Origin of the sequence: Mesorhizobium sp. CA5, assembly GCF_020165105.1 — a bacterium.
Taxonomy (GTDB): Bacteria; Pseudomonadota; Alphaproteobacteria; order Rhizobiales; family Rhizobiaceae; genus Mesorhizobium.
In genome coordinates this window covers 141,783-159,320 of record NZ_JAIUHJ010000012.1, presented here as the reverse complement: position 1 = coordinate 159,320, position 17,538 = coordinate 141,783, and the positions used below count along the sequence as shown (strand labels likewise).

Annotated in this window: 19 protein-coding genes; 11 read left to right on the top strand and 8 right to left on the bottom strand. The window is 64.8% G+C overall.

Translation table 11 applies throughout. The features are described from left to right. Positions 1–34 precede the first annotated feature (34 nt). From rpoN to lptC, 4 genes are all read right to left on the bottom strand, one after another. Positions 35–1,564, bottom strand: coding sequence for an RNA polymerase factor sigma-54 (gene rpoN, locus LB529_RS17645; RefSeq protein ID WP_224711809.1), 1,530 nt, complete (start codon positions 1,562–1,564; stop codon positions 35–37). 176 nt (positions 1,565–1,740) lie between these two features. Further along, a complete protein-coding gene (gene lptB / locus LB529_RS17640; RefSeq protein WP_095769266.1) occupies positions 1,741–2,559 on the bottom strand; it encodes an LPS export ABC transporter ATP-binding protein in 819 nt (272 codons plus the stop codon). Beyond that, positions 2,559–3,149: an LptA/OstA family protein gene (locus LB529_RS17635; RefSeq protein ID WP_095769265.1), complete on the bottom strand. Its 591-nt coding sequence runs from the start codon at positions 3,147–3,149 to the stop codon at positions 2,559–2,561. Before LB529_RS17635 ends, lptB begins: the two co-directional genes overlap by 1 nt. Beyond that, the gene (gene lptC / locus LB529_RS17630) at positions 3,136–3,849 is read right to left on the bottom strand and encodes an LPS export ABC transporter periplasmic protein LptC (protein ID WP_140710212.1); all 714 of its coding nucleotides are present in this window, start codon (positions 3,847–3,849) and stop codon (positions 3,136–3,138) included. Before lptC ends, LB529_RS17635 begins: the two co-directional genes overlap by 14 nt. 392 nt (positions 3,850–4,241) lie before the next feature. Here lptC and sppA point away from each other — a divergent pair, with 392 nt between their 5' ends. From sppA to LB529_RS17610, 4 genes are all read left to right on the top strand, one after another. Next, complete coding sequence (gene sppA, locus LB529_RS17625) at positions 4,242–5,198, top strand: signal peptide peptidase SppA (RefSeq protein WP_224711808.1); 957 nt, start codon at positions 4,242–4,244, stop codon at positions 5,196–5,198. Between the two features lie 77 nt (positions 5,199–5,275). Next, positions 5,276–5,560, top strand: a complete 285-nt coding sequence (locus LB529_RS17620; RefSeq protein WP_027165368.1) for an integration host factor subunit beta — start codon at positions 5,276–5,278, stop codon at positions 5,558–5,560. 117 nt (positions 5,561–5,677) lie between these two features. Continuing rightward, a complete protein-coding gene (locus tag LB529_RS17615) occupies positions 5,678–6,010 on the top strand; it encodes a LapA family protein (protein WP_224711807.1) in 333 nt (110 codons plus the stop codon). 189 nt (positions 6,011–6,199) lie between these two features. Next, positions 6,200–7,162, top strand: a complete 963-nt coding sequence (locus LB529_RS17610) for an ornithine cyclodeaminase family protein (protein ID WP_224711806.1) — start codon at positions 6,200–6,202, stop codon at positions 7,160–7,162. A gap of 53 nt (positions 7,163–7,215) precedes the next feature. Here the strand turns inward: LB529_RS17610 and LB529_RS17605 are convergent, their stop codons facing one another. Together LB529_RS17605 and LB529_RS17600 are read right to left on the bottom strand one after the other, a co-directional pair. Beyond that, positions 7,216–7,587: a VOC family protein gene (locus LB529_RS17605; protein WP_224606893.1), complete on the bottom strand. Its 372-nt coding sequence runs from the start codon at positions 7,585–7,587 to the stop codon at positions 7,216–7,218. Positions 7,588–7,657: 70 nt separating this feature from the next. Then, on the bottom strand, positions 7,658–8,368 hold the full coding sequence (locus LB529_RS17600) for a helix-turn-helix transcriptional regulator (RefSeq protein WP_224711805.1): 711 nt from the start codon (positions 8,366–8,368) through the stop codon (positions 7,658–7,660). Positions 8,369–8,469: 101 nt separating this feature from the next. On the opposite strand from LB529_RS17600, the gene LB529_RS17595 reads away from it, so the two are divergent. The 7 genes from LB529_RS17595 (at position 8,470) to LB529_RS17565 (ending at position 16,009) form a co-directional block, all read left to right on the top strand. Further along, the gene (locus tag LB529_RS17595) at positions 8,470–8,955 is read left to right on the top strand and encodes a DUF1772 domain-containing protein (RefSeq protein ID WP_224711804.1); all 486 of its coding nucleotides are present in this window, start codon (positions 8,470–8,472) and stop codon (positions 8,953–8,955) included. Positions 8,956–9,043: 88 nt separating this feature from the next. After that, a complete protein-coding gene (locus LB529_RS17590; RefSeq protein ID WP_224610870.1) occupies positions 9,044–10,126 on the top strand; it encodes a class I SAM-dependent rRNA methyltransferase in 1,083 nt (360 codons plus the stop codon). Continuing rightward, the gene (locus tag LB529_RS17585) at positions 10,127–10,987 is read left to right on the top strand and encodes a TrmH family RNA methyltransferase (protein WP_224532228.1); all 861 of its coding nucleotides are present in this window, start codon (positions 10,127–10,129) and stop codon (positions 10,985–10,987) included. It abuts the gene before it with no gap. Between the two features lie 10 nt (positions 10,988–10,997). After that, on the top strand, positions 10,998–11,486 hold the full coding sequence (lspA, locus tag LB529_RS17580; RefSeq protein ID WP_224711803.1) for a signal peptidase II: 489 nt from the start codon (positions 10,998–11,000) through the stop codon (positions 11,484–11,486). 55 nt (positions 11,487–11,541) lie between these two features. Continuing rightward, entirely contained in the window at positions 11,542–12,531 is a 990-nt protein-coding gene (locus LB529_RS17575) for an MDR family oxidoreductase (protein WP_224532229.1), read from the top strand. Positions 12,532–12,655: 124 nt separating this feature from the next. Beyond that, on the top strand, positions 12,656–14,938 hold the full coding sequence (locus LB529_RS17570; protein WP_224711802.1) for a PAS domain-containing hybrid sensor histidine kinase/response regulator: 2,283 nt from the start codon (positions 12,656–12,658) through the stop codon (positions 14,936–14,938). A gap of 183 nt (positions 14,939–15,121) precedes the next feature. Further along, positions 15,122–16,009 carry a GNAT family N-acetyltransferase gene (locus LB529_RS17565; RefSeq protein ID WP_224711801.1) on the top strand — a complete coding sequence of 296 codons (888 nt, stop codon included), beginning with the start codon at positions 15,122–15,124 and terminating at the stop codon, positions 16,007–16,009. A 107-nt stretch (positions 16,010–16,116) separates the two neighbouring features. Here the strand turns inward: LB529_RS17565 and LB529_RS17560 are convergent, their stop codons facing one another. Both LB529_RS17560 and grpE read right to left on the bottom strand, forming a co-directional pair. Continuing rightward, a complete protein-coding gene (locus tag LB529_RS17560) occupies positions 16,117–16,749 on the bottom strand; it encodes a trimeric intracellular cation channel family protein (RefSeq protein WP_224711800.1) in 633 nt (210 codons plus the stop codon). A gap of 101 nt (positions 16,750–16,850) precedes the next feature. Beyond that, positions 16,851–17,483 (bottom strand): nucleotide exchange factor GrpE, encoded by a 633-nt coding sequence (gene grpE / locus LB529_RS17555; RefSeq protein WP_224633644.1) that lies wholly within the window; start codon positions 17,481–17,483, stop codon positions 16,851–16,853. Positions 17,484–17,538: the final 55 nt, after the last annotated feature.

Sequence of the window (17,538 nt, the reverse complement as noted above, 5' to 3'; positions counted from 1 at the left end):
GCACCGGCCAGGGCTTGTCGAGATTCGCATCGGCCTAGCGGCCGGCGTTCGCGAGCGCCCGCTTCTCCCGCCGCCGCTGCACCGACGAGGGAATGTTCATGCCTTCGCGATATTTCGCGACGGTGCGGCGCGCGATGTCGACCCCGCTTTCCTTGAGCATGTCGACGATGGCGTCGTCGGAAAGCACGTCGATGGGCTTTTCCTCGTCGATCATCTGCTTGATGCGGTCGCGCACGGCCTCGGACGAATGCGCTTCGCCGCCTTCCGCGGAGGCAATCGACGCGGTGAAGAAATAGCGCAGCTCGAAGACGCCGCGCGGCGTCAGCATATATTTGTTGGCGGTGACGCGGCTGACCGTCGATTCATGCATGCCGATGGCGTCGGCCACCGTACGCAGGTTGAGCGGCTTGAGATGGCGCACGCCATGGACGAGGAAAGCGTCCTGTTGCCGCACGATCTCGGACGCCACCTTGAGAATGGTCTTGGCCCGTTGATCGAGGCTGCGCGTCAGCCAGTTGGCGTTCTGCAGGCATTCGGCGAGAAACTCTTTTTCCGCCTGGTCCTTGGCATGGCTCGAAATGCGGGCGAAATAGACATTGTCCACCAGCACGCGAGGCAGCGTATCGGCATTGAGCTCCACCGCCCAGCTGCCGTCATTGGCGGCGCGCACCTCGACATCGGCGACGATCGCGTCGCTCGCGCCGCCCGAAAACGCCAGGCCGGGCCGCGGATCGAGCGCGCGGATCTCGGCCAGCATGTCGAGCAGGTCTTCCTCGTCGACGCCGCAGATGCGTTTCAGCGACTGGAAATCCCGCCGCGCCAGAAGCTCGAGGTTGGCGACCAGCGCCTTCATCGCCGGATCGAGCCGGTCGCGCACCGCCAGTTGCAGCGACAGGCACTCGGCAAGGTCGCGCGCGAAAAGTCCTGCTGGCTCGAAGGTCTGGCACACGCCAAGCACCCGCGCCACCGCCGCGCCGTCCGTGCCGAGCCGAACCGCGATCTCGTCGAGTTCGGTGCGCAGGTACCCGGCTTCGTCGAGCCCTTCGGCCAGCTCACCCGCGATAAGGCGTTCGCCGGGGCTCAGGGAGGCAAGCGCGATCTGCTCGCCGACATGTTCGCGCAGCGTGATGGCGGCCGCGGCCATGTCGCCGATGTCGAACCCCTCGGACGATGCTGCGCCCGCGCCGCCCCCGGCGGCCGACTTCCATTGCGCCGTGAGATCCGGCCCCAGCCTCTCGCTGGTGCCCGGATCGTCGGGAAACAGGTTCTCCAGGGAAGAATCGAGCTTTTGCGAGATCGCTTCCGCGCTCCACTCCATCTCGCCCTCGAACCAGTCGCCTTCGGTGTTCTTTTCCGGCGATGTCTCGCTTTTCTGGGATAGATCGCCGGCGGCATCGTCCTGCGGCTCGGCCCGTTCCAGCAGCGGGTTGCGCTCGATCTCCTCGTCGATGAAGCGCTCGAGCTCGACATGGGTGAGCTGCAGCAGCCGGATCGACTGCATCAGCTGCGGCGTCATCACCAGCGACTGGGATTGTCTGAGCTGCAGTTTGGCTGCCAGCGCCATGATGGACTTCAAACGCCTCGTCTACGCGTCGACTGTTTTTCGGTCGGGCATAGAAACTGGCCCGGCTTTTGCTTGTCAAGCAAAACGCTAGCAGCTGCGGCTTACCGGAGCGTTATCGAGCGCTAAAATGACCGAAAGCCGTGACGAGGCTATCCAAACCGCGTCGAAACCCGCCGTCAGAGCGTGAAACCCTCGCCGAGATAGAGACGCCGTACATCGGCATTGGCGACGATCTCGTCGGCGCGGCCATGCGTCAGCACCTGACCGGCATGGATGATGTAGGCGCGGTCGATCAGGCCGAGCGTCTCGCGCACATTGTGGTCGGTGATCAAGACGCCGATGCCGCGCGCCGTGAGATGGCGAACGAGTTGCTGGATGTCGGCGACGGCGATCGGGTCGATGCCGGCGAAGGGCTCGTCGAGCAGCATATAGGCAGGCCGCGTCGCCAGCGCCCGCGCGATTTCGAGGCGACGCCGTTCGCCGCCCGACAGCGACATGGACGGCGCCTTGCGCAGATGGCTGATGTGAAACTCCTCGAGCAGCTCGTCGAGCGTGCGCTCGCGTTCCTTGCGGCTCTTTTCCACCACCTCCAGCACGGCCCGGATGTTCTGCTCGACATTCAGGCCGCGGAAGATCGACGCTTCCTGCGGCAGATAGCCGATGCCGAGGCGGGCCCGCCGGTACATCGGCATCGAGGTGACATCGAAGCCGTCGATCTCGATCGAACCTTCGTCGACGGGAACAAGGCCGGTGACCATGTAGAAACAGGTGGTCTTGCCAGCGCCGTTGGGGCCGAGCAGGCCTACAGCCTCACCGGCGCGCACGCCGAGCGTCACACCGCTCACCACCTTGCGGCCCTTGTAGCTCTTGGTCAGCCCCTTGGCGATCAGGGTGCCCTTGAACTTCGCCTTGTCGGCGCCGACCGTCGCCGGCGCAGCGGGTTGTGCGGCTGCCCGTCCCGGGAGACGGGCCAGCAGCGAAGTCACGCCGGCCATTACTTGCTCGACGCTCCCTGCTGCGCGTCCTGTTTCTGCGGCTTGAACATCATGATGACGCGAGGACAGCCTTCGACATTGCCGAGGCCGCTCTTCATCTGCACGGTGAGCTTGCAGCCCTTGAGCACATTGTCGCCCTGCGACAGCACCACTTCCTTGCCGGAAAGCACCAGCACCTGCGTCTTCATGTCGAATTTGCCGGTGTCGCCGGTGGCGATCTGGTCGTTCGATTTGATGTAGACTTTGTTCTCGACCTCGAGATGGTCGATATTGGCGGCGCCCGTCATCGCCGATGCGCCTGCTGCGGCACTTTTGCCGGCATTGGCATCCTTGACATAGTAGACCGTCATCTTGCCGGCCTTGAGCAGGGTCGGCCCCTGATTAACCGTCACATTGCCGCTGAACACGGCCATGCTGTCGGCCTGGCGGACCTCGAGCTTGTCGCTTTCGATCTGGATCGGCTGGTCACCCGACAGCTTGAGCCCGGGAATCTGGCTGGTCGCGCTCGACTGCGCGAACGAATGCGCCGTTGCCAAAAACAGCAATGCGGAAGCAGCGCCCGGAAGCCATGCGGATTTACTGCGACGCATTCTGTTCTCCACCGTTTACCCCCGCTGCCTTCAGCGCAGTTGGATCTATGTTGACGCGAACCCGGCTCTCGAAGACCACGAGCCTGCCATTGTCCTCGACCGACATCGAGTCCGCGGTGATGCGCGACCCCCCACGGCTGACGTCGACCGGATTGCTCGTCTTCATAGAGCCTTTGCCCATGTCTAGGAAGATCGATTTGAACTTCGCCATCAGGCCGTCGGTCGTCGTCACGCTGACGTCGCTGGTCAGATCCATCGTGTTGGCGTCGCGATTGTAGATACCGTGCGCGGCATCCACCGAGACGATGTTGTCGGTGGCGACGGGCAGTCTGGCGTTGATGCCTTCGAGGTCGATGACGGCCTGCTGGCCAACATCCTGCGTCGCCCTGGTCGCCGTCAGCGAATATGGCAGCTTCTGCTTGGTGAAGCCGTTGAGCTTCGGATTGGCCATCACCAGCTTGCCATCGGAAAACGCCGTGCCGTCGGCCTGCACCGATACCGACAGCGGCGCTTTGAGGTAGGAATAGACCGGAAAGGCGACGGCGATCGCGACCGCGAGCAGCGGTACCGCAAATTTCAGCACGCGGACGCGGCGCGAGTGCCGCCGGGCGCGGTTGAACGCATCGCCACGCGTGCCGCCTTGGTTCGCGGGAGCCGATGCCTCACCGGCATCGCTCGTTTCGTCAGATCGCGCCAACATGACTTTTCTAATGGACCTTTGCCCGCCCAAACACCGCCTATAGGTGGTATGCCGGCACCTACAAGCAAGCACAAGCGGAGGAAAACTGCAAAAATGTGACAGCTGCCGCGCGCAAAATCGAAAGGAATTCGGCGAGACGGCCTGTACTTCATAGCAGATACGGACTGCTTGCGTTAATTTTTCGTGAGCCCGGCGTCACCGCCGGAGGCCGAAGCCGGGCCTTTCGGAACAGTTCCGGGAAAGCTGCGAGCGGTTTCCGACAGGAATTGCATCAGGACAAGAAAGTAGAGGGGTCACCCTTCTGTGAAGCGGATGACCCGCGCCAGGAAACGGTAGCCGTGTGTAGAAGCTTGCTTTAAAAGCGTGCTTTCCCACCACCCATGAGGCTGACAATGGCAATGAGAGCCGACGACTTGATCGACCGCCGCCGCTTGCGCCGCAAGCTGACATTCTGGCGCGTGGTCGCGTTTCTGGTTCTGGCGGCAGCGATCATCGCTTTCTCGACCTGGGTCTATGACGACAATTTTACCGGCCGGGCGGTCCCCCACATCGCCAAGGTCAAGGTTGAAGGCACCATCACCGAGGACGAGGAGCTGCTCAAAAGGCTGGAATCGATCCGCAAGTCGCCGGAGGTGAAGGGCGTCATCCTTTCGATCGATTCGCCCGGAGGCACCACGGTCGGCGGCGAGTCCACATTCGACGCCGTGCGCAAGCTTGCCGGTGACAAGCCGGTGGTGGCCGAAGTCGGCACGCTGGCGGCATCGGCCGGCTATATGATCGCAAGTGCAGCCGACCACATTGTCGCCCGCAAGACATCGATCGTCGGCTCGATCGGGGTGCTGATCCAGTATCCCGACGTCAGCGGTCTCATGGACAAGCTCGGCATCAAGCTGGAGGAGGTGAAATCGTCGCCACTCAAGGCTTCGCCCTCGCCCTTCAAGCCGACCAATGACGACGAGCGCGCCATGGTGCGCAAGCTGATCCTCGACAGCTACGACTGGTTCGTCGGCATCGTCGCCGATCGCCGCAAGATGACGCATGAGCAGGCGCTGGCGCTGGCCGACGGTTCGATCTTCACCGGCCGCCAGGCTTTGGCCAACCACCTGGTCGACGCCGTCGGCGGCGAGCAGGAGGCGATCGACTGGCTGGCGACGAAGGGCGTGGACAGCAAGCTCAAGGTCGTCGAGTGGAAGGACAAGGACAGGCGTGGCGGTTTCCTGTTTTCCCAGTCGATGGCAAAAGTGGCGGCCAAGGCGCTCGGCCTGCCGGATGCCGGCGGCGATATCATTCACGAACTTGGCGCCGACCGCTTGTTTCTTGACGGTCTCGTTTCGGTCTGGCACCCTTAAGGTGCCGTTGGGACGAGCCGAAAAAGCAATAAAATCATCCTGATAATCGGTTGCAGTGGTTTTACGGGGAATGTTCTATGATCAAATCCGAGCTTGTGCAGATCATTGCTGCACGCAACCCGCACCTTTTCCTGCGCGACGTCGAAAACATCGTCGGCGCGATCTTTGACGAGATCACCGACGCGCTTGCTGAGGGCAACCGGGTCGAGTTGCGCGGTTTCGGCGCCTTTTCGGTGAAGAACCGTCCGGCCCGCACCGGCCGCAACCCGCGCACCGGCGAGTCCGTCGAGGTCGAGGAAAAATGGGTGCCGTTCTTCAAGACCGGCAAGGAGTTGCGCGAAAGGCTGAACGGCGGCAAATAGGCGCCGGGCCGGCGGTCGAAACGGCATCTTGGCGCCTAAAGGCATGTCTCCCGAAAGTGGAGACCGGTTTCAGGACAAGGACATGCGCGCTTCAAGAAGCCTCTCCATGGAGATTTGATGTTCAATCGCTTCATCCTCGTCGTGGTCTTCGTGCCGCTGGCCGTCATCCTGATCGCGCTCGCCGTCGCCAACCGCGGCCCTGTCGCCTTCACGCTTGATCCATTTCATCCCGGCAATCCTGCGCTGACGCTGAGCCTGCCGCTTTTCATCTTCCTGTTCCTGGCTTTGGCCATCGGCATGGTCGTCGGAAGCCTGGCCACCTGGGTGAAGCAGGGACGCTATCGCAAGCTCGCGCGCCAGCGCGGCCTCGAGGCGGAAAACCTGCGCCAGGCGGTGAGCCGCACGCCCGTGGCGCCCAAGGGACCGGCGCTGCCCAACCCGACGAACTAATGCATGTCGCCCAGAAGTGCGCAGCGGTTCTGGGACAACGACATGCATCGAACAAAGACTTAAAGCGTGCCGCCTGATTCTGTTTCAGCGCGACGCGCTTTAGCAATTCCAGGCAAAGTGCGTAGCGGTTTTCCGTCCGGAATTGCGTAGAAGATAGTCGAGCGTCCTTTCGACACCACGGAGCTTTCAATGCTGACCATTTCGGCCGCCGAGGTCGACCGCGCGCTGACCTTTCCGGGCCTTGTCGAGACTCTGCGCACGGCTTTTCGCGATGGCGCCGTGCAGCCGGTTCGCCACCATCATGGCGTCGAGCGGCCGGACGGCGCCGCCTCGACCTTGCTTTTGATGCCGGCCTGGACCGACTTCAACGCCGCCGGCACCTCCGAGGGAGGCCATATCGGCGTCAAGATCGTCACCGTGTCGCCGGACAACAATGCCATCGGCAAGCCGGCGGTCATGGGCCTTTACCTTTTGCTCGACGGCGTCACCGGCGAGCCGCAAGCGCTGATCGACGGCCAACGGCTGACCCAGTGGCGCACGACCTGCGCCTCCGCGCTCGCCGCCTCCTATCTCGCCCGCAAGGACGCCTCGCGGCTTCTGGTGATCGGCGCCGGCGCGCTGTCGCCCTTCCTTGCCAAGGCGCATTCGGCGGTCAGGCCGATCACATCCATCCGCATCTGGAACCGCACGCCGGCCAATGCCGAAAAAGTGGCCGCCGCGTTGGGCGCCGAAGGCCTTCCGGCAAATGCCGCCGGCGATCTCGACGCGGAGCTTGCCGAGGCTGACATCGTCGCTTCCGCGACCATCTCGAACACGCCGCTGGTCAAGGGCGCGCTGCTGAAGCCGGGCGCCCATGTCGACCTCGTCGGCGGCTTCACGCCGACGATGCGCGAAAGCGATGATGACGCCATTGTCCGTGCCCGCGTCTATGTCGACACCCGCGCCGGCGCCACCAAGGAGGCAGGCGACATCGTCCAGCCGCTGGCCTCCGGCGTGCTGAAACCGGAAGCGATTGTCGCCGACCTGCACGAGCTCGCGCGTGGCGAGAAACAGGGCCGGCAAACCGACGACGAGATCACGCTGTTCAAGTCGGTCGGCGCGGCGGTAGAGGATCTCGCCGCCGGCGTCGCCGTCTACAAGGCGCTCAAATAGGCAGTAGGGATTGGGCAGCAGGCAACAGGGAACATAGGCCTGCTGCCTACTGCCTACTGCCCATTCGGCCAGTAGACGCGCAGGCGATGATTGTCGGGATCGAGCGCGACGAAGGTGCGGCCGAAATCAAGATCTAGTGGCGCCTGAAGTACCTTAAGGCCTCTGCCAGCCCAATCCGCATGGGTGGCATCGACCGCTGCCGCGTTCTCGACTGCCATCACGAGCTCGCCGCCACCGCCCGCTGCCGCCGCAGCCGGTTCCACCGTGTGGCGCGACCAGAGGCCGAGCTTGAACCCCTTGTCGAGCACGAACATGACGAAGGTCGGCGAGGATTCAACCGGCTCGCGTCCGAGCAGCGAAGCGTAGAACGCGCCGCTCTTTTCCGGGCTGTCGACATAGAGGATGACGAAATTCGGCGTGGTCATATCTGATCTCCAAAGTGTCTGAACCTTGGAGACGATATGCGAACCTGCTGTCAGATTCTGGCAGCAGCGATCAGCCGGAAGCGTCTTTCGCGCCGTTCCGGCCGGGCGTGTCAAGGCTCGCCCGCCACTCCTTCAGCATTACCTGGCGGCGGCGCGGATAGCGGATGTCTGTCGCTGTCAGGCCGGACATCCGGTCGGCGCGGAAATGCCGGAAATCCTGGCGCGTTTCGCACCACGCCACCATCACCCGTACCTTGTCGAAGAAGGCGAGCGCGAACGGCCAGACCAGACGCTTCGATGCCGCTCCCCCCGCGTCACGGTAGAGGAAGCCAAGCTTGCGCTCGTCCCGGATCGCCTGCCGCACGATGCCGAGGTCGATCGCTTCGGCATTTTCCGAGCGCGGCCCGACGAGCAGTGTCGTCGCGTCGAGATCGTCGCGCAGATCATCCGGCACCGCCGCCGCGATCTTGGCCAGCGCATCCGCCGCGGCGGCCGCCAGCCTTTTGTCCGGCTGCTTCGCCACCCAGCGCGAGCCGAGCACGATCGCCTCGATCTCCTCGTCGGTGAACATCAGCGGCGGCAGCATGAACCCGGGCTTCAGCACATAGCCAAGCCCCGCCTCGCCCTCAATCGGCGCGCCCTGCCCCTGCAGCGTCGCGATGTCGCGATAGAGCGTGCGGATCGACACGCCGATTGCGTCCGCAAGCGTGCGGCCGCTCACCGGCCGGCGGTGGCGGCGAAGGATCTGGACGAGGTCGAGCAGGCGGGCTGAACGGGACATGAATGGCTAACCGGCGTGCCGGACAATAGGGCTGGCCTGCACATCGCGGCAAGCGACCTTCTGCCACGGAACGCCCGCGTCCCGTTGCCGTTCTCCCCACAATGGAGATGCGCGGGACCCTGCTGTTCTGGTCGGTGCTGACCGCTTTCGTCGCGGCGCTCAGCCTTGGGCCGTCCTTTGCCCATGTGCTGGAATCGCTGCCGAGGCTGACGAAATGGTCGCCGGCGCTTTGGCGCGAGGCGACGGTCTTCAATGCGCAGTTCCAGCTCTTTGCCGTGATCGGAGCACCGCTGGATGTCGCTGCGATCCTCTGTCCAGCGCTGCTTGCCTGGATGCTGCGCGGCCAAGCGACAGACTTCTGGCTCGTGCTCGTCGCCGCGTTGCTTTATGCCGTCTCGCTGGCGCTCTGGTTCGGACTGGTCAAGCCGGCCAACGACATTCTTGCGACCTGGGCGCCCGGACCGATCCCGGACAATTTCGAGGCCGTCCGGCTGCGTTGGGAGACCGGCCACATGGCGGTGGCCGCGGCGAAGGCGCTTGGCTTCGTTTCGCTTTGTTTCGGCCTGCTCGGTATCCGGCATGGTTGATGACAGCACCATTGAATGAGCCAGGCTTTGTTGCGCCGGTGGGCTGAGCTGTGGCAGAAGCGGGCCGAACCGCCGGAGATGACCCTTCTTGAAATCTTTTCGCGACAAACGCCGCGATGGCCGCCCGCATCCCGCAAGGGCGGAACAGCCCCGCCCGCGTGATGCGTTCGCGGCCGGACGGCAGCAGGCCGCGCCAGCCGAGCGCCGCGAAACCAAGCCGGCGGAGCGGCAGGAAGCCAAGCCGGCGCCGCGCGTGCTTGCGCGCCGCGAAGGCGCGTTGCCTGCCGAGCGCCTGCCGTTGATCCTCGAAGTCGCGCCAAACGCCGATTACGCCCTGCTTGACAGCGGCGCCGGTGAGAAGCTCGAGCAATACGGCCCGTACCGCATCGTGCGTCCCGAGGGCCAGGCAATCTGGCAGCGGGCCCTGCCGGCGAAGGAATGGGAGCGCGCCGACGCCATCTTCACCGGCGACACCGACGAAGAAGGCATCGGCCGCTGGCGGTTTCCCAAAACGCCGCTCGGCGAAACCTGGCCGATGAAGCATGACGGCATCGATTATCTCGGCCGCTTCACCTCGTTTCGCCATGTCGGCGTCTTTCCGGAGCAGGCCTCGCATTGGGACCATATGGCGGGACTGATCGCGTCGGCGAGACGCCCGGTCAAGGTGCTTAACCTGTTCGGCTATACCGGCCTCGCCTCGCTGGTGGCGGCCCGCGCCGGCGCCGAGGTCACCCATGTCGATGCCTCGAAGAAGGCGATCGGCTGGGCGCGCGAGAACCAGGAGATGGCCGGCCTTGCCGACAAGCCGATCCGCTGGATCGTCGAGGACGCGATGAAATTCGCCGAGCGCGAGGAACGCCGCGGCAGCCGCTACGACATCGTGCTGTTCGATCCGCCGGCCTATGGCCGCGGACCCAAGGGCGAGGTCTGGCAATTGTTCGAGGACCTGCCGGGCCTCACCGAGCTTTGCCGCTCGATCCTGACGCCGAAACCGCTCGCCGTCGTCCTCACCGCCTATTCGATCCGCGCTTCCTTCTTCGCCATCCATGCGCTGATGCGCGATACCTTCGCCGGTATGGGCGGCACGGTCGAATCCGGCGAGCTGATCATTCGCGAGAAATCCGCCGGCCGCGCGCTGTCGACCTCGCTGTTCTCGCGCTGGGTGGCTTGAATGACGGCACATGACGGCGCTCGCCCGGTCGGGCAGGTCAAGGAAGTCACCAGCCTTGCCAATCCCCTGGTCAAGGACATCAAGGCGCTGGCGCTCAAGAAATTCCGCGACCAGCAGAACGCCTTCATGGCCGAGGGCCTGAAGCTGGTCATCGATGCCCTCGACCTCGGCTGGTCGATCAGGACCTTGGTCTTCGCCAAGGCCGGACGCGGCAACCCGGCCGTCGAAAAAGTCGCCGCGCGGACCGTTGCCGCCGGCGGCATGGTGCTCGAAGTTTCCGAAAAGGTGCTCGCTGCCATCACCCGCCGTGAGAACCCGCAAATAGTGGTCGGCGTCTTTGCGCAGCAGACGGTGCCGCTGAAGGACATCCGCGCCAGGGACGGCGATGTCTGGGTGGCGCTCGACCGGGTGCGCGACCCCGGCAATCTCGGCACCGTGATCCGCACCGTCGACGCCGTCGGCGCCAAGGGCGTCATCCTGGTCGGCGACACCACCGACCCGTTCTCGCTGGAGACGGTGCGCGCCACCATGGGCTCGATCTTCGCCGTGCCGGTCGCCAGGGCGACCGAGCAGGCCTTCCTCGCCTGGCGCCGCGATTTCTCCGGCCTTGTCGCCGGAACCCATCTCAAGGGCGCGGTCGACTATCGCTCGGTCGATTTCTCCAGGGGACCGGTCCTGCTGCTGATGGGCAACGAGCAGCAGGGCCTGCCGGACAGTCTCGCTGAAAGCTGCGACCGGCTGCTCAGAATTCCCCAGGCAGGCCGGGCCGATTCGCTCAATCTGGCGGTCGCCACCGGCGTGATGTTGTTCGAGATCCGGCGCGGCGCGTTGAAGCTCGAGCCTGCCAATGACATCCGATGAGAACCGCCAAATGAAATACTGGTCGCCTTACATCGTGCTGGTCGTCATCGCCATCGCGCTCGACCAGTGGATCAAGCAGCTGGTCGAGAACGGTCTCGCCTTTCAGGAGAAGGTCGATCTGCTGCCGTTCCTGGCGCTGTTCCGCACCTACAACACCGGCATCGCCTTCTCGATGTTCCAGTCCTTCGGCGATACCGGCCTGGTGGTCATCGCCGTGCTCGTCGTCGCCTTCGTGCTCTATCTCGCCACGCGCACGTCGGCCGGCCATGTCGTCGCTCGTATTGGCTTTGCGCTGATCATCGGCGGCGCGCTCGGCAACCTCATCGACCGCGCCGTCTACGGTCACGTCATCGACTACATCCTGTTCCACACGCCCGTCTGGTCCTTCGCGGTCTTCAATCTCGCCGACACCTTCATCTCGGTCGGCGCAGCGCTTGTCGTCTTCGACGAACTGATCGGCTGGCGGCGCGAAGCCAAGTCCCAGGACCTTGGCAATTGACCTCACGCTGTTGAAACCGCAGACTTCCTCATCAGCCAGAGGCGAGGAGAAAATCATGCCCGACACCTTCAAAGCCATCCTCGTCTCGCGCGATGCGGACAAGAAGCAGTCCGTCGATGTCGTCGACCTCGCCGAGGCCGACCTGATGGAAGGTGACGTCACCGTCGCCGTCGAGGCGACGACGGTGAACTACAAGGACGGGCTCGCCATCACCGGCAAGGCCCCGGTCGTGCGCCGCTGGCCGCTGGTTCCAGGCATCGATTTCGCCGGCACCGTGATCTCCTCCTCGCATGCCGACTGGCGCAAGGGAGACAAGGTGATCCTCAACGGCTGGGGCGTCGGCGAGACGCATTACGGCGCCTATGCCGGCCGCGCCCGCGTCAAGGGCGACTGGCTGGTGCCGCTGCCCGAGGGCATGAGCGCGCATGATGCGATGGCTGTCGGCACGGCGGGCTACACGGCAATGCTCTCGGTCATGGCGCTGGAGCGGCACGGAATCGTGCCGGACCGCGGTCCCGTGGTGGTGACGGGCGCTGCCGGCGGCGTCGGCTCGGTCGCCATCTCGATCCTGTCGAGCCTCGGCTACCATGTCATCGCCTCGACCGGCCGCAACGCCGAGAGCCCCTATCTGATCGACCTTGGCGCGGCTGAGGTGATCTCGCGCGAAGAGCTCAGCCAGCCCGCGAAACCGCTCGCCAAGGAGCGCTGGGCAGGCGGCGTCGACTCGGTCGGCAGCCATACCTTGGCCAATGTGCTGTCGATGACCTCCTATGGCGGCGCGATCGCCGCCTGCGGCCTGGCCGGCGGCATGGATCTGCCCGGAAGCGTCGCGCCCTTCATTCTGCGTGGCGTCTCGCTGCTCGGCATCGATTCGGTGATGGCGCCGAAGCCGGTACGCCTGGAAGCATGGCGCCGCATCGGCACCGACCTCGACTCCAAGAAGCTGTCGACGTTGTCCCGCACGATCGGTTTCGACGGCATTGTCGCCGCCGCGCGCGATATCGTCGAAGGCAAGGTCAGGGGTCGCGTCGTTGTCGATATGTAGCTCGCAACGACCTCGCGAAGCTCGGTTTCGCCCGCGCATGCGGGCGGTCGGAATCCGCGCGATTCGCTAAAATTCGAACGATCCCTCCCAGCCTTCCATAATTTCTGTCTGGCATGGTCTGCGCATGGTCGCGGTCTCCGACATCAGACAGGACAGCAAAGCCGCCGGCGCTGACAGGCTCATCCCCGATGCGCCGAAGCGGCAGGTGCTCGTCGCGCCGCCGCTGGCTCCCGACCTGCCGGGGGCCCGCCACGACGGCCTGCTCTTCCTGACGATCGTTGCCGCCATCGCCATCATGGCGGGGCTCGCGCATCTCACCGGAGCGCCGCTCATCATCACCGCCGGCCTCGCCGCCATAGCCTTTGCGGGCTTGGCCATGCATCTGCGCAGCCGTCGCGATGAGCGCCGCACCGCAGCGCTTCTCGACGAGACCGCCGCGCGCAGCCGCGCCGAGATCGAAACCCTCGCCGACCGCATGTGGGAGATGCAGGAGAGCGAGGAGCGCTTCCGCGGCCTGATCGACGCGCTGGGCGACCTCGTCGTCCATCGCGATCGCGACGGCCACATCGTTTATGCCAACAGCGTCTTTGCCTCGCTTGTCGAGCTCGATGCGCGCGATCTTGCCGGCAAGACCTTGTCCGAGCTTGGCATCGATGTCGGCATCGTTCCCGACGCCGCCTTCTCCGATCATGAATGCCTGAGCTCGACCGATGTCGCGATCCGCACCCCGAACGGACCACGCTGGTTCTCCTGGATCGAATTGTCGGTGCGCGACAAGGACACGGGCGCGGTCTCGCACCGGGCGATCGCCCGCGACATCACCGCCCGCAAGCGCGCCGAATCCTCGCTGATCACCGCGCGCGAACGGGCCGAATATGCCAGCCAGGCCAAGTCACGCTTCCTCGCCACCGTCAGCCATGAGATCCGCACGCCGATGAACGGCATCATGGGCATGGCGAAGCTGCTTGCCGATACCGACCTCTCGCCCGAACAGCGCACCTATGTCGGCGCCGTTTCCACCTCGGCCAGCGCGCTGCTCGCGCTCATCGAGGACCTGCTCGACTATTCCAAGATCGAGGCCGGCCGCTTCGAACCCGAGCCCCAGCCGACCTCGCTGCGCGAGATCGCCGACAACATCATCGAACTTCTGGCCGCAAAGGCCTTCGCCAAGAACATCGGCCTCGGCTGCCATGTCGAGCCCGATGTGCCGCAGATGATCACCGCCGATCCAGGCCGCGTGCGCCAGGTGCTGCTCAACCTCATCGGCAATGCGGTGAAGTTCACCGACACGGGCGGGGTGCTGCTGACCGTGGCGCGCGCCCGCAGCGAAACCACCGACCGTATCTGCTTCACCATCGCCGACACCGGCCCGGGCCTGCGCGAAGAGGACATGGAGCGCATTTTCGAGGAATTCGAGCAGTCCGACGGCACCTCGACCAGGGTGCATGGCGGCGCCGGTCTCGGGCTTGCCATCTCGAAGCGGCTGGCGACGGCGATGGGCGGCTCGATCTCGGTCTCGAGCCGGCTCGGCGAAGGATCCGAATTCGTCCTGGAGCTTCCGGCGGTCGCCGCGACCGAGCCGCCACCGCATCGCCACAACATCCTTGCCGACCGGCGGGCGGTAATCGTGTCGAAAAACGCCATCGAGGCCGATGCCATCGCCCGCGCGATCAAGGCCCATGGCGGCATCGTCGAGGTTGCCACGACACCGAGCCAGGCCGCCCCCTTCGCTGCGGGCTGCAACGTCCTTCTGATCGATGCCGCGCTCGAAAACAGCGACGGGAGGCTGCTCAAGCGGCTGCGCGATTCTGGCTTTGCCGACTGCGAGGCCATCACCCTGATTGCGCCGACGGATCGCGGCATGCTCGGCGAATTCCGGGCCAGCGGCTATGCCACCTTCCTGGCCCGGCCGGTACGGGGCGAGACCCTGCTGCGCGTGCTGTTGACCAGCCATGGCTCGGCGCTAGCCAAGCCGCTGCCGAAGCCGCGCGGAGCCCCCTCGGTGCGCAAGCGCGACCAGGGCCTGTCGGTGCTGATCGCGGAAGACAACGACATCAACGCCATGCTCGCCCGCGCCACGCTGCTCAAGGCCGGACACCGCGTCAAGATCGTCGGCAACGGCAAGGCCGCGGTCGATGCCGTTACCGATGCCGGCCTCAAGTTCCGCTTCGATGTGGTGCTGATGGACCTGCATATGCCTGTCATGGACGGGCTGGACGCGATCGCCGCCATACGTCGCCACGAAGAGTCCCTGGCCATGCCCCCGATTCCGATCATGGTGCTTTCGGCCGACAGCCAGGAAAAGACCCGGCATGCCGTGCTTGCCCATGGCGCCAGCGGTTTCGTGACCAAGCCGCTCGACCCGGACGCGCTCGTCCAGGCGGTCGAGGGCCAGGTTGCCGCCTGAGGAAATTTCTAACCGTTGAACGCCTTGGCTTGCTTGGCTTTCGCGATCACAAGATAGCCGGTTGAGTGTATTGCCCAGCCGACAAAGTATTGCTCGCCACGTCGTATCACGGTACTGTCACAATCCTGTTGCACCTACACCGTATCCCCGTGCCAAGAGGGATGGCTCGAAGGAGAATCACTCGTGCATACAGTCGTGCCTGAATGTGACACTCGGCCGAATGCCGGCGGCGCCCTGCTCGCCGCCCGTACCGCCGACGCCGTCGCAAGCGGCGCTCCGCTGGGCCGCATCGGCAATCTCGAAGTGCGGCTCGCGCGCAACGAGGCCGAGATCGCCGCCGCCCAGGAAGTGCGATACCGGGTATTCTACGACGAGCTTGGCGCGAGGAAGGACCTGTTCCAGGTGCAGGACCGGCGCGACGCCGACCGGTTCGACCCGCTCTGCGATCACCTTCTGGTGTTGGACAATTCCCTTCCCGGCCCTGAGCACCGCCGCATCGTCGGCACCTACCGCCTGCTGCGGCAGGAAATCGCCGCGACGGCCGGCGGCTTCTATTCCGAGGGCGAGTTCGAGCTTACCAAGCTGATCGCGCGGCATCCCGGCCAGCGCTTCCTCGAGCTCGGCCGTTCCTGCGTTCTGCCGGAATACCGCTCCAAGCGCACCATCGAGGCGCTCTGGCAAGGCATCTGGGCCTATATCAACCACTACGACATCGGCGTGATGACCGGCTGCGCCTCGTTCCACGGCATCGTGCCGGCGGCGCATGCCGAGGCGCTGACCTATCTCGCCCATCATTGCCGCACCAACTCCGCCTGGGATGTTCGCGCGGTTCCGGGACGTTACTGCTCGATGGACCTGATGCCGATCGAGGCGGTGAACGCCAAGGCGGCGATCGCCGCCATGCCGCCGCTGGTCAAGGGCTATCTGCGCGTCGGCGCCCGCATCGGCGACGGCTGCGTCATCGACCACGAATTCTCGACCGTCGACGTCTTCGTCGTCATGCCGGTCAAGGAGATCGGCGCCCGCTATGTCAACTACTATGGCGGCGAAGGGCAGCGTTTCGCGGCATAGCGAATAGCGAATAGCGAATAGCGAATAGCGAATAGCGAATAGAAGAAAGTGGCGGGATCTGTTCCGTTCAACCCCTATTCGCTACTCCCTATTCGCTACTCGCTCCCTCAGGGAATATCTTCCGGCCTTCGCCCCGGCCGGCTCTTATAGGCCGGAAATGACCAGCCGAATTTAAGCGCTCCGCCGCGCACCGCGAATGCCCCCGCGAAGCCGAGCAGGCTGGACGCCAGCGCCGGCAGGCCGGCAAGATCGCCTACGGTAAAGATGGCGGCGCCGGCAAGAGCGGCCGTGACATAGATTTCGGGCCTGAGCAGCACCGATGGCTCGCCGGCAAGCAGGTCGCGCAGAATGCCGCCGAAGGTCGCCGTCAAGACGCCGGTGATGACCGATACGACGGGCGAGCCGGTGATCGCCAGCCCCTTGGCCGCGCCCATCACCGAAAAAGCGGCAAGGCCGACGGCATCGAGCCACAGCAGCAGCTTGTAGCGGGATTCGAACCGGTGGGCGCTGAAGAAGACCAGCACCGCGACGACGGCGCAGATCAGCACATAGCCGCTGTTGGCGACCCAGAACACCGGCAGGTTGAGGATGACGTCGCGCAGCGTCCCGCCGCCGATGCCGGTGACGCAGGCCAGGAACAGAAAGCCGATGATGTCGAGTTCTTTGCGCGATGCGGCAAGCGCGCCCGTCGCCGCGAAGACGGCCACGCCGGCATAGTCGAGCAACGCGATGGGGTTCATGGGCGAGCGAGTAGTGAGTAGCGAATAGTGAGTAGGGAAATAGCACGAAGCCGCGGATAAATATCAGCCCCTACTCACTACTTCCTATTCGCTACTCCCTCTCACGCATCCTTCTCGGCCTGCTCGTTCACCGGGCCCGGCTCGACCTTGGCCTCGGCGGCCGCCTTCGGGCCGCCCTTGGCGACGCCGACCATCGCTGGCCGCAGCACGCGCTCGCCGATCGAATAGCCTGGCTGCACAACCTGGACGACAGTGCCTGCGGGAACATCCGGATTGGGGACCTCGAACATGGCCTGGTGGAAGTTCGGATCGAACTTCTCGCCTTCGGGCGCGAGTCTCTTCACCCCGTGGCGCTCCAGCGCCGAAAGCATGGCGCGCTCGGTAAGGTCGACCCCTTCGATCAGCGATTTGAAGCCGGCATCGCCGCTGGCCTTTGCCTCGGCGGGAATCGCGTCCAGCGCGCGGCGCAGATTGTCGGACACCGACAGCATGTCGCGCGCGAAATTGGCGACGGCATAGGCGCGGGCGTCCTGGACATCGCGCGCGGTGCGCCGCCGCAAATTCTCCATTTCGGCCGCCGCGCGCAGCGCGCGGTCCTTCAGTTCCTCGTTTTCCTTCAGCAGCCGCACCAGCGCTTCGTAGTCGCCGTCGACACCGCCCTCCGCACGCTCGCCGGAAGCCTCGGCGGCTTCCATCTCTTCGGGCGTGCGTTCGTCTTTTGCCTGGTCGCTCATCGCGTTTCCCGTCATTTCGAATTGCTCTGGATTTGCGCCCGATATCGAGGTTTGG